The organism is uncultured Serinicoccus sp., from assembly GCF_947500995.1.
Classification (GTDB): Bacteria; Actinomycetota; Actinomycetes; order Actinomycetales; family Dermatophilaceae; genus Ornithinicoccus.
Window position 1 is genome coordinate 59,070 of sequence record NZ_CANMUA010000006.1, and the last position, 13,719, is coordinate 72,788.

A 13,719-nucleotide genomic window follows, 5' to 3' on the forward strand; every position below is an offset into this window, starting at 1 on the left:
CAGGGGCTGTCCGCGGCCGTGGCACAGTGGCGCCATGACCGACCCCACGACCCGGGTGCTGCGGCTGCTGGGACTCTTCCAGACCCGCGCGCTGTGGACCTCCGAGGAGCTCGCCGAGCGGCTCGGCGTGACCACCCGCAGCATCCGGCGCGACATCGACCGGCTCCGCGAGCTCGGCTACCCCGTGCGCGCGAGCAGCGGGACCGGCGGCGGCTACCAGCTGGGTGCCGGGGGCTCGCTGCCCCCGCTCTTGCTCGCCGAGGACGAGGCGGTGGCGATCGCCGTGTGCCTGCGGCTGGCTGCCGGGGGCACCGTGGCCGGCGTGGCGGACAGCGCCGTGCGGATCCTCGCCAAGCTCGACCAGGTGATGCCGGCGCGCGCCCGGGACCAGGTCTCCGCGATCCACGACACCCTGGTGACCGTCGGCCGCCCGGCCGCCGTGGTGGACCCGGCCATCCTCATGGCGGCCTCACGCGCCTGCCGAGACCGGCTGCGGGCGACGCTGCGGTACGTCGCCCGCGACGGTGCGGAGTCCACGCGGCGGATCGAGCCGGCCAGCCTGGTCGCCGTGAGCTACCGCTGGTACCTCCTGGCCTTCGACCTGGACCGCGACGACTGGCGCAGCTTCCGCCTGGACCGCGTCCGCGAGCTCGCGGTGGGCACCCTGCGCGGGGCCGTCCGAGAGGTCCCCGACCCTGCGACGTACATCACCCGGTCGGTGACCCGCTCCCCCTACCGCTTCGTGGCGACCGCCCGGGTGCGGATGCCCCTCACGGACCTGGCGGACCGCGTCTCGCCGCTGGCCGGGGAGATCCGTGACCTCGGTGACGGCTGGTGCGAGCTCGTGACCGGTGGGGAGTCGTTGGACTACCTCGTCGTCGAGCTGATGATGCTGGGGGCCGAGGTGGAGGTCCTCGACCCGCCTGAGCTGGTCGAGCACCTGCGGACGGTGCTCGACCGGCTCGGCGGCGCCGCCGGTCAGGGCAGGGCGCGTCGCAGCAGCCCGTAGGACGCCAGCGCCAGGAGCGCCAGGACCGGCAGGCTCCACAGCGTGAGTCCGAGGACGCCGGCGTCGGCGACCCAGGCGGCGACCTGGCCCCAGGCCTCCGCCCTCGTGATCGCCCAGAGCGCGACGAGCACCAGCAGGGCGAGCACGATGAGCCCGGCCGTCAGCACGAGCGTCCCGAACCGCTTGTACACCACGGCGCAGAAGAACCCGACCTTGAAGAAGGCGAAGGACAGGACGAGGTAGACCAGGCCCGCCACGGCCCAGCCGTCGGACCACACCCCGGGGACCTGGAAGAACACGCTGCCGGTGCCGAACCCACCGGTGGCCTCCTCCAGCAACCCGCCCAGGACGTAGGTCACGGCCAGCGCCGCCGAGGCCAGCAGGGCGGTGAGCACGGTGCCGAGGTAGAACTCGCGGCGGGTCACGCTCAGGGCCTGGGAGAAGGGGAAGGTGAGGGTGAGCGACTGCACGCCCACGACGAGGAAGTACCACATCGGGGCCTGTGCCCCGCCGCCCACGATGCCCTCGACGGGGAGCAGGGCGAAGATCGTCATGGTGACGAGGAAGGCTCCGCCGAGCACGAGGAGCGGGACCCAGACGAAGGTCTGCGTGTTGACCAGCTGGAGGCGGACGACGGACAGGGTGCGGTTCATGGCACGAGCTCCTGGTGCTTCGGGGCGGAGTCCTCGGCCCGGCGGGCGAGGCGGACGACGAGCTGCTGGAGGGACACCGGCGCGACGTCGAGGTCTGCCTCGCGCAGGCGCTGACGGTCCTGCTCGGACAGCCCTCCCAGCACGGTGGCCGAGGTGACCCGGCCCAGGCGCTCGGTGTGGATGACCTCCCGTCCGGCGACGAAGTCCTCGACGGCGGCCGAGCTCCCCACGACGGCGGAGGCCCGGCCCCGCAGCGCATCCGTGTCCTCGTCCAGCAGGATGCGCCCCCGGTCGATGACCAGCACCCGCTCCAGCAGCGGGGCGACCTCGTCGATGAGGTGGCTGGACAGGACGACGGTCCTGGGGTGCGCGGCGTAGTCCTGCAGGAGCCGGTCGTAGAAGAGCTGGCGGGCGACGGCGTCGAGCCCGAGGTAGGGCTCGTCGAAGAAGGTGACCTCCGCCCGGGAGGCCAGGCCGATGATGACGCCGACGGCGGACAGCTGCCCGCGGGAGAGCTTCTTGATCCGCCGCTTCACCGGGAGCTCGAACTCCTCGACGAGGTCCTGGGCGAGGTCCTCGTCCCACCGGGGGAAGAACAGCCGCGCCATCCTCAGGGCGTGGCGACCCGTGGCGTCGTCCGGATACTTCTGGCTCTCCCGGACGAAGCACATCCTGGACAACACCGCCGGGTTCTCGAACGGGGCCTGCCCGAACACCCGGACCTGTCCCGAGGTCGCGAAGTTCTGCGCCGTGAGGATGGACATCGCCGTCGTCTTGCCGGCGCCGTTGCGCCCGAGCAGACCGTAGATCGCGTCCTGCTCGATGGAGAACGACACGTCGTCCAGGGCGGTCGTCTCGCGATATCTCTTGGTGAGGTTCTGCACCTCGATGACCGAACTCATCAGCTCGGCTCCTTCCTGGTGGTGGCACTGCGCTCGGCGATGATGTCGGCCACGTCCTGCGGCCCCAGCCCGAGGCGTCGGGCCTCGGTGAGCAGGGGGTCGACGTAGGCGGCGGCGAAGTCCTGGGTGCGCCGGGCGAGCAGCCGGGCACGGGCCCCGTCGGCGACGAACATCCCGACGCCGCGCCGCTTGTAGAGCACCCCGTCGTCGACGAGCTGGTTGACGCCCTTGGCGGCGGTGGCCGGGTTGATGCGGTGGAAGGCCGCGAGCTCGTTGATCGAGGGAGCCCGCTCCTCCTCGGACAGGCTGCCGTCGACGATCGAGGCCTCGATGCTCTCCGCGATCTGCACGAAGATCGGTCGACCTTCCTCCATCACCGGCAACCTCCTTGGTTAGTTACTAGACTAGTACACCACTAAACCACGTGGGCTGGCAAGGGGCGGTGGAGAGGGGAGGCCGGACCGGGTCCGAGCGTGTACCGGGTCGCCGATGGCGACCGGGCTCCGGGGAGTGGGGGGTCAGCGGGCGGCGAGGCCCGCCAGCAGCGCGCCGCCGAGGACGACGACCGCGGCGACGGCCTGAGCCCACCCGGCCTGCTTGAGCACGATGAGCAGCTCCCGCAGGTAGGCCGCAGCAGGGTCCGTCGGCACCCGCACCCCCACCACCCGGAGCGGCAACCGGTTCCGGCGGACCAGCCACCGGGTCCGCGGGGCGTGGTAGGCGCTGGTCACCACCGCGTAGGGGGGCGGCGCACCCCGTGCGCCCAGCAGCGCCGCGGAGAGCCGGAGGTTCTCCACGGTCGTGGTGGCGCGGTCCTCGAGGACGACCGGTGCCCGGGGGTCGACCGCCTGCACCCACCGCCCCATCGCGACGGCCTCGGCGGGGCGACCCCGGGTGCCGCGGCCTCCGGTGAGCACGAGCGGCAGGGCGGGTGCGTCCTCGTCGAGGCCCCCGTCCTGCCCGCCGGCCCCCTCGCTGTGTCCGGACCCTGCCGCGAGGGCGGCCCGTGCCGCCAGCCCGCCCCGCAACCGCGCCGCGAGCTCCTCCCCCACCTCGCCGTCCGGCACGGGGGCACCGAGCACGACGACCGCCCCGCAGCCGGACGCCGTCCCGGGACGGCAGAGCCGCCACCGCGCCACCAGGAGGACGAGCAGGACGAAGCCCGGCCAGGCGGCCAGCAGCAGCAGACCCGCGCCCAGCCCGACCATGACCGGGTCGGGGGCGGTCCCCAGGAGGGTGAGCCCGACGACCGGGGCGGCCAGCGTGGCCGGGCCACCGAGCAGGGCCCCCGTCGTGTCGCCGCCGCGACGCCCCCGGGCGAGCCGGCGGGCGGCATACGTCAGCAGCAGACCGGGCAGGACGAGCCCCAGCGCGGCGAGGACGACCCCGCTCCCGAGGAGCGGGGTGGAGAGCGCGTCGCTCAGCCGCGGGCCTCGGCCAGCACGGCGGCCAGCGCGTCGGTGATCTGGCGCAGCTCGTCCTCGGTGATCGTCAACGGCGGGGCGAGGCGGATGGTCGAGCCGTGGGTGTCCTTGGCCAGGACGCCCTTCTTGGCCAACGCCTTGCACGCCTCCTTGCCGGTCATGAGCTCCGGGTCGATGTCGATGCCGGCCCAGAGCCCGCGCACGCGCACCCGCTCGGCGCCCTGGCCGACCAGCTGTCCCAGCTCCTCGGCGAAGACGCTCTCGAGCTCCTTGGCGTGCGCCTGGTGCTCGCCGGTGGCGAGCAGGTCGACGACCGCCTTGCCGACGGCGGCCGCCAGCGGGTTGCCGCCGAAGGTGGACCCGTGGGTGCCGGGGGTGATGACGTTCATCACCTCGGCGTCGGCCGCGACGGCGGAGACCGGGACGATGCCGCCACCGAGGGCCTTGCCGAGGGTGTACATGTCGGCCTCGACGCCTTCGTACTCGCAGGCCAGCGAGGTTCCGGTGCGCCCGAGCCCGGACTGGATCTCGTCGGCGATCATGAGGACGTTGGTGCGGGTGCACAGCTCGCGCAGGCCGGGCAGGTAGCCCTCCTCGGGGATCATGACGCCCTGCTCGCCCTGGATCGGCTCGACCAGCACCGCGGCGGTGTTGTCGGTGATGGCCGCCTCGACGGCGGCGAGGTCGCCGTAGGGCACCGCCACGAAGCCGGGGGTGTAGGGACCGTAGTGGTCGTGCGCCTCCGGGTCGTCGGAGAAGGAGATGATGGTGGTCGTGCGGCCGTGGAAGTTGCCGTCCATGACGATGATCTCGGCCTGGCCCTCCGGCACGCCCTTGACCTGGTAGGCCCACTTGCGGGCGATCTTCAGCGCCGTCTCGACGGCCTCCGCGCCGGTGTTCATGGGCAGGATCATGTCCTTGCTCACCAGTCGGGCCAGCGCCTCGCAGAACGGGCCGAGCTGGTCGTTGTGGAAGGCGCGCGAGGTCAGGGTGGACCGGTCCAGCTGGTCCTTGGCCGCCTGCACGAGCCCCGGGTGGCGGTGCCCGAAGTTCAGGGCCGAGTAGCCCGAGAGCGCGTCGATGTAGGTGCGGCCCTCGACGTCGGTCACGTGGATGCCCTCGGCGTGCCCCACCACCACCGGGAGCGGGCTGTAGTTGTGGGCTGCGACCTGGTCCTCGAGGTCGATGTAGGCCTGGTTCGTGGACAGCTCAGTCATGCTCGTCATCCTAGGGGTCGCGCGGGGGCCGGGAGGCAGGGCCCGGGGGTCGGGGTGCACGACAACACCACGCTGTGTAGTCATGCATACCTCAGTATACCTATGCATCCGCTGCGACAGCGCAGCCGGCTCGCGGCCGGAGCACGCGTCCGGTGCGGCCGGAGCACGCGTCCGGTGCGGCCGGAGCGCGCGTCCGGTGCGGGTCAGGTGGTCTCGAGGGCGTCACCGGCCTGCTCGGGCAGCAGGAGGTAGGCCGCCACCGCGCCGACGACGAACGCCGCGCCGAAGATCGCGAAGAGCGCCGCGTTGCCCCAGGCCCCCAGGATGACCGGCACGAGCAGCGGGGCCGCGATGGAGGCGATGCGCCCGAAGCCGGCCGCGGCGCCCGCGCCGGACGCACGCACGCTGGTGGGGTAGATCTCCGGGGTGATGGCGTAGAGGGCGCCCCAGGCACCGAGGTTGAAGAAGCTCATCGCGCACCCTGCGGCGATGATCTGCCAGACCTCGCCCGCCATGCCGAAGCAGACGGCCGCGGCGGCCGACCCCAGCAGGAAGGTCGCGAGGGTGGCCCGCCTGCCCCACACCTCGACGAGGACGGCGGCGAGGGCGTAGCCGGGCAGCTGGGCCAGGGTGATGACCAGGGTGTAGCCGAAGGAGCGCACGAGGTCGAAACCCTGGGCGTAGAGCAGGCTGGGCAGCCAGATGAAGGCTCCGTAGTAGGAGAAGTTGACGCAGAACCACACCACCCAGATGCCGGCCGTGCGGACGCGGTAGGACGCCGACCACAGCATGCCGGGGGTCCTCGGAGGAGCCTCGGGCAGGGCTCGGCTCTCCTCGTGCGGCACCCCGGCGGACTCCTCGAAGGCGCGGACCACCTCCTCGGCCTCCTCGGCCCGGCCGCGTCGCTCGAGGAAGAGCGGCGACTCGGGCATCCCCCACCGGATGACGACGGCGTAGAGCGCGGGGACGAGACCGAGCGCGAAGGCCCAGCGCCAGCCGTTGTCGCCCAGCGGCACCACGAAGAAGCCGATGAGCGCCGCCAGGAGCCAGCCCACCGCCCAGAACGACTCCAGGACGACCACCATGCGGCCCCGGATGCGGGTCGGGGACAGCTCGCTGACCAGCGTGGAGGCGACCGGCAGCTCGGCGCCCAACCCGATGCCCACGAGGAAGCGCAGCACCAGCAGCGCCGCGAGCCCCGTCGCGAGCGCCGACGCACCCGTCGCGAGCCCGTAGACGAGCAGGGTGAGCGCGAACACCGTGCGGCGGCCGTAGCGGTCGGCGAGCATCCCGCCGAAGGTCGCCCCCAGGGCCATGCCGACGAAGCCGATCGACAGCAGCCAGGACTGCTCGGTGCGGGTGAGGTCCCACTGCGTGGCGATCGCCAGCCCGACGAAGGAGATGAGGCCGACGTCCATGGCGTCGAGGGCCCAGCCGGTGCCCGAGCCGAGGAGCACCCGGGTGTGCGCCCGGGTGTAGGGCAGGCGGCCCATCCGCTCCGGCCGCGTGGGCAGGGACTGGTCGGTCACCTGTGTGCTCACCATGAGCATAGATGGTATGCCCCGGCCGCCGGTCGACGCACCCGCCCTGGTCGCCGGCCCGCCTCAGCGCGGCAGGGAGGCGAGCAGGGCCAGGATGCGGTCCACCGAGTCGGGGGGGAGCACGCCGCTGCCGCCCAGGGCGGTGCGCACGTAGATGCCGTCGCTGACCCGGAGCACGAGGAAGGCGAGGTCGGCGTCTCCCAGCGCCTGCGTGAGCGCCGCGAGGAAGTGGTCGTCCAGCCGCACCAGGGCGTCCCGGGCCGCCTGGTGCTCGTCCAGCTGACCGAGCTTGAGCAGCGCCAGGTAGGTCCGGTCCAGGGGCTGGTCGGCGGCGACCGACTCGCGCAGGAAGACCTCCAGGGCCTCGGGCATCCCGGACAGCCGCTCCTCCTCCGCGGCACCGAAGACCTCGAGCCGGTCGGCCAGGCCCTGCACCAGGGCGTCCTTGGAGCCGAAGTGGTAGAGCAGCCCGCCCTTGGAGACCCCCGCCTGGTCGGCCGTCGCCGCGAGCGTCCCGGCTCGCTCCCCGTGCTCGATGACGAGGTCCTGGAAGGCGTCGAGGAGACGCGACCGTGTCTGCTCACCCTTGGACATGGCCCCATCCTACGGGTTGGCACTAAACCGTCCAGACGGTACAGTAATGGCGTGACCGCCACCGCTCTGCCCGCACCTGCAGCGACCCCGCGCGCCACCCGGCGCGACTGGGCCGGCCTCGCCGTCCTCATGCTGCCCGTGCTCCTCGTGTCCATCGACACGACCGTGCTCAACTTCGCCCTCCCGCAGATCGCCCGGGACCTCTCCCCCACGGCCGCCCAGCAGCTGTGGCTCATCGACGCCTACCCGCTGGTCCTGGCCACCCTGCTGGTGACCATGGGCACGGTGGGAGACCGGGTCGGCCGGCGCCGCACGCTGCTGGTCGGCGCCACGGGCTTCGCCGGGGTGTCCGCGCTGGCCGCCTTCGCCCCGACGGCCGAGCTGCTGCTCCTCGCGCGCGTGGCCCTGGGCGTGTTCGGCGCCACGCTCATGCCGGCCACGCTGTCGTTGCTGCGGACCATGTTCCTGGACCGCGACCAGCGCCGGTTGGCCATCGCCATCTGGGCGACGGCCTTCTCCGTCGGCTCCGCCCTGGGCCCCGTGGTGGGCGGGATCCTGCTGGCCCACTTCGCCTGGGGGTCCGTCTTCCTCGTGGCCGTGCCCATCCTGCTGCCGCTGCTCGTCCTCGGCCCCTTCCTCATCCGGGAGTCCCGGGACCCGGCACCCGGCCGGGTGGACCCGGTCGGCATCGCGCTGTCGATGGCCGCCCTGGGTGGCCTGGCGTGGTCGGTCAAGCACGCCGCGGTGGGAGGGGTGGACCTCCTCGCGGTCCTCGCCCTCGTCCTGGCACTGGGTGCCGGCGTCCTCTTCGTGCGCCGCATGCGCCGCACGGTCGACCCGATGCTCGACGTCGGCCTCTTCGCCGTCCCGGTCTTCTCCGGTGCCCTGGCGGTCAACCTGCTGAGCATCGTGGCCCTGACCGGGTTCCTCTTCTTCGTCACCCAGCACCTGCAGCTCGTCGAGGGCATGCCGGCGCTCGACGCCTCCCTCGTCCTGGTGCCGGGGGTGGTGGCCATGGTGGCCAGCGGCCTGCTGGTGGTCCGCGTGGTTCGACACGTCCGACCGGCCCTCGCCGTGGTGGGCGGGCTCACCTTCTCGTTCGCCGCCTACGCGCTCCTGGCCGTGGGGGGCGAGGGGGTGACCGTGCCGCAGATCGCGCTGGCCTTCGCCCTGCTCGGGGTGGGCATCGGCGCGGCGGAGACGATCTCGAACGACCAGATCCTCACGGCCGTGCCCCCGGCGAAGGCCGGTGCCGCCTCGGCGGTGAGCGAGACCGCCTACGAGTTCGGTGCCGTGCTGGGCACCACGGTGCTCGGCGGGGTGCTGACGGCCGTCTACCGGTCCTCGCTCCGCGTCCCCGCCGGGACCGACGCGGAGGCCGCCTCGGCCGCGCGCGAGACCCTGGGCGGCGCGGCCGCCGCCGCCGAGCGGACGGGCGACCCGCACCTGCTCGAGGCGGCGCGCTCCGCCTTCGACGCCGGGGTCGGGGTCACGAGCACGGCGGGCGCCGTGCTCGTGGCGGTGGCCGCGGTGGTCGCCTGGACCACGCTGCGCCGGGCCGAGAGCTGACCGGCCCCCGGGCTACCGGTAGTTGGTGAACTGCAGGGCCACGTCGAGGTCCTTCTCCTTGAGCAACCGCTGGACGGCCTGCAGGTCGTCGCGGGACTTGGAGGTGACCCGCAGCTCGTCGCCCTGGATCTGGCTCTTCACCGCCTTGGGACCCTCCTCGCGGATGATCTTGGCGATCTTCTTGGCGTTCTCGCTGGAGATGCCGCTCTTGAGCGCCGCCTCGAGGCGGTACTCCTTGCCGGACGCGTAGGGCTCGCCGTCGTGCGTGTAGTCGAGGTGCTTGAGCGACACCCCACGCTTGACCAGCTTGGTCTGCAGCACGTCGAGGACCGCCTTGCACCGCTCCTCGCTGTTGGCCGCCATCGAGATGCTCTCGCCGGCGAGCTCCACCCGGGCGCCGACGTTGCGGAAGTCGTAGCGGGTGGAGATCTCCTTGGCCGCCTGGTTCACGGCGTTGGCGACCTCCTGGTGATCGACCTTGCTGACGATGTCGAAGGACGAGTCGGCCATGGGCATACCTCCTGTGTCGGGGCGGTCCGGCGCCTCCTGGACGAGTTCGGAGCACCGGGGCATCACTGTTAGCATGACACCCGCGCATCGCGCACTGGCAGGTTGTCCGAGCGGCCAATGGAAGCGGACTGTAAATCCGTCGGCGTATGCCTACGCAGGTTCGAATCCTGCACCTGCCACCACGAGGACGGGCACCGGGAGACCGGTGCCCGTCCTTCGTTCACCCCCCCGCCAGGCCCCGGTATGCCGTTCCGGCGGCCGGCCCGCACGACCCGGCGCGGCTGCTGCAACAGCCCGGCCCTCGTCGACATAGTGCAGGTGGACGGGTCGACAGGGCCCGGCCCCAGACCGCAGGAGGACCGATGGCCCTACGCCTCGCCGGGACCGGCCCGCACCAGGGCGGGTCCGGGAGCGCCCGGGACACGGCGTGGTTCGACGGGTTCTTCGCCCAGCACGCGACGCAGATCCACCGGTACTTCGTCCGCAGGGCCACCGGCAACGACGTCGAGGACCTCACCGCCGAGGTCTTCGCGACCGCCTGGCGGCGCCGCGACCGCATCCCGGCCGAGTACGAGCTGCCCTGGCTCTACCGCACCGCGTCCTACGTGCTGGCCAACCACCGCCGCAAGCCGACCCTCACGCTGCTGTCCGACTACTCCGGCGAGGAGGACGCCGCCGACCAGCACATGCGCAGCGTCGACCCGGCCGACCTGGTCATGGCCGACGACGAGATGCGCCGCGCCCTCTCCCGGCTCAGCTCCCGCGACCGGGGCATCCTCATGCTGCACGCCTGGGAGGGGCTGGACGGCGAGGGCCTGGCCCAGGCCCTCGGGCTCACCCGGGGCGGGGCCGCCGCCGCGCTCTCCCGGGCCAGGGCCCGGCTGCGCGAGGCCTGGGAGCACGACCACTGACATCCCGGGCCCGCCCGGCACCACCGCACCACCCCGGCACCACCGCTCGAAGGAGACCCTCATGGTCCAGCACCACGGCGACGAGGCCCTGCACCGCCTGCAGGCCAGCGACCCGGCCACCGGGTCCCACCCCGACCTGCACCGCCTGCGCTCCCTCGTGGCGCACAAGGCGCCCGCGAGCCAGAGCGCCGAGCGGGCCGACCGGGTCGACGACGACCTGCTCCGCGGGCCGGCGATCCGGGCTCCCTGGGTGGCCGCGGCGTGCATCGCCGCGCTCGCCATCGGTGCAGGGGGGTATGCCCTGGGCACCCAGCGCGGCAGCGGCACCCTGCTCGTGGCCGGGCAGGACTCGCTGCTCTCCCCCGCCGGCGCCGGCATCGACGCGGGCCTGGGCGCCGAGCTGGCCGGACAGTCCTTCTCCACGGGCAGCTCCTCGGCCGAGGGCGCCGCCGAGCCCTACGACCCCGGCCCGGTCCGGCTCGTGGCGGGCGCCGGCCTCTCCGCCGAGCGGACCACCGCGCCGGTGCGCGTGCTGCGCAGCGAGGAGGACCCGCAGGCGTTCGTCGACGACTGGGCCCGGACCCTGGGGATCCAGGGCGCGCCCATCCCGACCGACGTCGAGTTCCTCCCCGAGGACAACGTCGGCGTGGCTGAGGCGGAGACCGGGCGGATGATCATGGCCTCGACCGAGGGCGGCGGGCTGCACGTCAGCTACACCGACGTCTTCTCCTCCCCCGACTGCCGGGAGACCCTCGAGCTGGGCTACGCGGAGGAGCGGGAGATGCTCGAGGACTTCTGGGAGGGCACCTTCGGCGCGGACACGCCGCTGCCGACCGCGCAGGACTGCCGGGAGGTCGGCGGAGAGCGGCCGACCGACGAGCAGGCCCTCGGCGCGGCGCAGGACTTCCTCACCCTGGCCGGCGTCCCGACCGACGGCTACGACTTCCGGGTGCAGGACTACCACGACGAGGGCTCGAGCACCGTGTACGTCGAGGCCGCCCCGGAGGGCGGGGCCTACGGGCCGCGGCACATGACCCTGACCGTCGGCCCGGCGGGGGTCGTCGACGCCTACGCGGGGCTGGGCGAGATGGTCTCGATCGGCGACTACCCCGTCATCTCGCCGGTGGAGGCGGTCCAGCGCTACGGGCTGCGGGAGTTCTCGATGGAGTACGGCGTGCAGCTGCCCGAGGACCTCGACGAGGCGCCGGAGGGGGACGAGGTGCTGACCTTCGTCGAGCCGGAGATCCCGGACAGCCCGGCGGTCACCGACGGGATGGACCTGCCCCTGCTCCTCAAGGACAAGGAGGTCACCGGGGCCACCCTGGTCCAGGGGACGATCTACACCCAGTCCGGCAGCATGGAGGTGCCGACCTGGGAGCTCACCACCGACGACGGGATGAGCTACCCGGTCATGGCGGTGGCCGACGAGGCGATCGACTGGGTCGCCTGGGAGTGAGCCGACGGGTGGGACGATGGCGGGCATGAGCCCGCCCGTGGTCCGTCCGGTCTCCCTCCCCCGCCCGCCGGCCCTGGTGCTGCGCGGGCGGGCCCTGGACGCCGGCCACCCGGGTGTCATGGCCGTCGTCAACCGGACGCGCGACTCCTTCTGGGCGGGCAACCGGCACGCCGCCCTGGAGGACGCGATGGCCGCCGTGCACGAGGCCGTCGCGCAGGGTGCCGACATCGTCGACGTCGGCGGCGTCCGCGCTGGCCAGGAGGGTGAGCACGTCGGCGTCGCCGAGGAGATCGACCGCGTGGTCCCGGTGCTCGAGGCGGCACGGCAGGCCTACCCCGACCTGGTGCTCTCCGTCGACACGTGGCGCAGCGAGGTGGCCCGGGCGTGCGCGGGGGTGGTGGACCTGGTCAACGACACGTGGGCCGGGCACGACCCGGAGCTCGTGCACGTGGCGGCCGGGCTGGGTGCCGGGGTCGTCGTCTCGCACACCGGGGGGTTGCCGCCGAGGACCGACCCGGTCGACGTGGTGTATGCCGACGGGCAGGGCGACGAGCTCGCCGTGGTCCGCGACGTGCTCGACGTGCTCGCCCGGGGCGCCCGGGTCGCGGTCGGGGCAGGGATCCCGCCGGAGCGGGTCCTCGTCGACCCGACGGTCGACTTCGGCAAGACCACCCGGCACTCGCTGGTCACGCTGCGGCACACCGCGGACGTCGCGAGCCTGGGCTACCCGGTGCTGCAGGCACTCTCCCGCAAGGACGTCGTCGGGGAGACCCTGGACCTCGAGCCGCAGGACCGGCTCGAGGGCAACCTCGCGGCGACCGCGGTGGCGGCCTGGCTCGGGGCGGGCGTCTTCCGGGCGCACGACGTGCGGGCCACCCGGCGCGCGGTCGACATGGTCGCCAGCATCCGCGGGGACCGTCCTCCGGCCCGCGCCGTCAGGGGCGAGCCGGGGGCCGGCGCCGCCGGGCGCACGCCCTGAGCGCGGCCACACCCCTGGGTCGACGCCGGTGCGTCAGAGACGCTCGATGCCGGGCTGGTTGCCCTGCGCCATCTTCTCCAGGCGGGCGATGCGCTGGCCCATCGGCGGGTGGGTGGCGAACATCTTGCCGGCGTCCTTGGCCCGGAACGGGTTGGCGATCATCATGTGGCTGGCGTTGACCAGCTGTCGCTCTGGCGGCAGCGGGGCCCGGGCCGTGCCGGCCTCGAGCTTGCGCAGGGCCGAGGCGAGGGCGAGCGGGTCGCCGGTGAGCTGGGCGCCGTCCTCGTCCGCGTCGTACTCGCGGGTCCGGCTGATCGCCAGCTGCACGACGGTCGCCGCGAACGGCGCCAGGAGCGCCATGGCGAGCATGGCGATGGGGTTGCCGCCGTTCTCCCTGCTGCCCCCGAAGAAGAACGCCATCTGGGCGACCGAGGTGATGACGCCGGCGATGCCGGCCGCCACCGAGCTGGTGAGGATGTCGCGGTTGTAGACGTGCATGAGCTCGTGCCCCAGGACGCCGCGCAGCTCGCGCTCGTCGAGCAGGTGCAGGATGCCCTCGGTGCAGCAGACCGCGGCGTTGTCCGGGTTGCGGCCGGTCGCGAAGGCGTTGGGCGCCGCGGTGGGGCTGACGTAGAGCCGGGGCATCGGCTTGCGCGCCCGCTCGGAGAGCTCCTCGACGATGCGGTACATCTGCGGCTGCTGCTCCCGGGTCACCGGCTGCGCCCGCATGGCCTTGATGGCCAGCTTGTCGGAGTTCCAGTAGCTGTAGAACGTCGTCCCGATCGCGAGGAGGCCGAACAGCCAGATGAACCGGCCGTTCCCGATGATCGCGCCCATGCCGAGGAAGATCGCCCAGATGGCGCCGAAGAGCAGCGTGGTCTTCAGCCCGTTGTAGTGCCGGTTCATGCTCGCTCAACGACGAGGCGTCGTGCCGGTGTTCCCGGGACCTCGGCC

Annotated in this window: 14 protein-coding genes and 1 tRNA gene; 6 read left to right on the forward strand and 9 right to left on the reverse strand. The window is 73.1% G+C overall.

The features are described from left to right. The first annotated feature begins 34 nt into the window (after window positions 1–34). Entirely contained in the window at window positions 35–1,009 is a 975-nt protein-coding gene (locus Q0967_RS10320; RefSeq protein WP_298751609.1) for a YafY family protein, read from the forward strand. Here the strand turns inward: Q0967_RS10320 and Q0967_RS10325 are convergent. The 7 genes from Q0967_RS10325 to Q0967_RS10355 form a co-directional block, all read right to left on the reverse strand. After that, a complete protein-coding gene (locus tag Q0967_RS10325; protein WP_298751607.1) occupies window positions 979–1,662 on the reverse strand; it encodes a hypothetical protein in 684 nt (227 codons plus the stop codon). The two genes, Q0967_RS10320 and Q0967_RS10325, sit on opposite strands and share 31 nt — an antisense overlap. Beyond that, complete coding sequence (locus Q0967_RS10330) at window positions 1,659–2,564, reverse strand: ABC transporter ATP-binding protein (RefSeq protein ID WP_298751605.1); 906 nt, start codon at window positions 2,562–2,564, stop codon at window positions 1,659–1,661. The genes Q0967_RS10325 and Q0967_RS10330 overlap by 4 nt, the downstream gene beginning before the upstream one ends. Next, complete coding sequence (locus Q0967_RS10335) at window positions 2,564–2,941, reverse strand: GntR family transcriptional regulator (RefSeq protein WP_298751603.1); 378 nt, start codon at window positions 2,939–2,941, stop codon at window positions 2,564–2,566. Before Q0967_RS10335 ends, Q0967_RS10330 begins: the two co-directional genes overlap by 1 nt. 141 nt (window positions 2,942–3,082) lie before the next feature. After that, window positions 3,083–3,772 carry a YdcF family protein gene (locus Q0967_RS10340; RefSeq protein WP_298751601.1) on the reverse strand — a complete coding sequence of 230 codons (690 nt, stop codon included), beginning with the start codon at window positions 3,770–3,772 and terminating at the stop codon, window positions 3,083–3,085. Between the two features lie 212 nt (window positions 3,773–3,984). Continuing rightward, window positions 3,985–5,205 carry an ornithine--oxo-acid transaminase gene (gene rocD / locus Q0967_RS10345; RefSeq protein WP_298751599.1) on the reverse strand — a complete coding sequence of 407 codons (1,221 nt, stop codon included), beginning with the start codon at window positions 5,203–5,205 and terminating at the stop codon, window positions 3,985–3,987. A 203-nt stretch (window positions 5,206–5,408) separates the two neighbouring features. Further along, window positions 5,409–6,749 carry an MFS transporter gene (locus Q0967_RS10350; protein WP_298751597.1) on the reverse strand — a complete coding sequence of 447 codons (1,341 nt, stop codon included), beginning with the start codon at window positions 6,747–6,749 and terminating at the stop codon, window positions 5,409–5,411. Between the two features lie 60 nt (window positions 6,750–6,809). After that, window positions 6,810–7,340, reverse strand: a complete 531-nt coding sequence (locus Q0967_RS10355) for a TetR/AcrR family transcriptional regulator (RefSeq protein ID WP_298751595.1) — start codon at window positions 7,338–7,340, stop codon at window positions 6,810–6,812. A 51-nt stretch (window positions 7,341–7,391) separates the two neighbouring features. Here Q0967_RS10355 and Q0967_RS10360 point away from each other — a divergent pair, with 51 nt between their 5' ends. Continuing rightward, window positions 7,392–8,909: an MFS transporter gene (locus tag Q0967_RS10360; RefSeq protein ID WP_298751593.1), complete on the forward strand. Its 1,518-nt coding sequence runs from the start codon at window positions 7,392–7,394 to the stop codon at window positions 8,907–8,909. Between the two features lie 12 nt (window positions 8,910–8,921). On the opposite strand, the gene Q0967_RS10365 is transcribed toward Q0967_RS10360, so the two are convergent. Beyond that, entirely contained in the window at window positions 8,922–9,419 is a 498-nt protein-coding gene (locus Q0967_RS10365) for a YajQ family cyclic di-GMP-binding protein (RefSeq protein ID WP_298751590.1), read from the reverse strand. Window positions 9,420–9,515: 96 nt separating this feature from the next. On the opposite strand from Q0967_RS10365, the gene Q0967_RS10370 reads away from it, so the two are divergent. The 4 genes from Q0967_RS10370 (at window position 9,516) to folP (ending at window position 12,765) form a co-directional block, all read left to right on the forward strand. Beyond that, a tRNA-Tyr gene (locus tag Q0967_RS10370) sits at window positions 9,516–9,601 on the forward strand. Window positions 9,602–9,781: 180 nt separating this feature from the next. Further along, the gene (locus Q0967_RS10375; protein WP_298751588.1) at window positions 9,782–10,330 is read left to right on the forward strand and encodes an RNA polymerase sigma factor; all 549 of its coding nucleotides are present in this window, start codon (window positions 9,782–9,784) and stop codon (window positions 10,328–10,330) included. A 61-nt stretch (window positions 10,331–10,391) separates the two neighbouring features. Then, window positions 10,392–11,786 (forward strand): hypothetical protein, encoded by a 1,395-nt coding sequence (locus Q0967_RS10380; RefSeq protein ID WP_298751586.1) that lies wholly within the window; start codon window positions 10,392–10,394, stop codon window positions 11,784–11,786. Between the two features lie 25 nt (window positions 11,787–11,811). Beyond that, window positions 11,812–12,765 (forward strand): dihydropteroate synthase, encoded by a 954-nt coding sequence (gene folP, locus Q0967_RS10385; protein WP_298751584.1) that lies wholly within the window; start codon window positions 11,812–11,814, stop codon window positions 12,763–12,765. A gap of 33 nt (window positions 12,766–12,798) precedes the next feature. Here the strand turns inward: folP and htpX are convergent, their stop codons facing one another. Further along, window positions 12,799–13,671 carry a zinc metalloprotease HtpX gene (gene htpX, locus Q0967_RS10390; RefSeq protein ID WP_298751582.1) on the reverse strand — a complete coding sequence of 291 codons (873 nt, stop codon included), beginning with the start codon at window positions 13,669–13,671 and terminating at the stop codon, window positions 12,799–12,801. Between the last annotated feature and the right edge of the window lie 48 nt (window positions 13,672–13,719).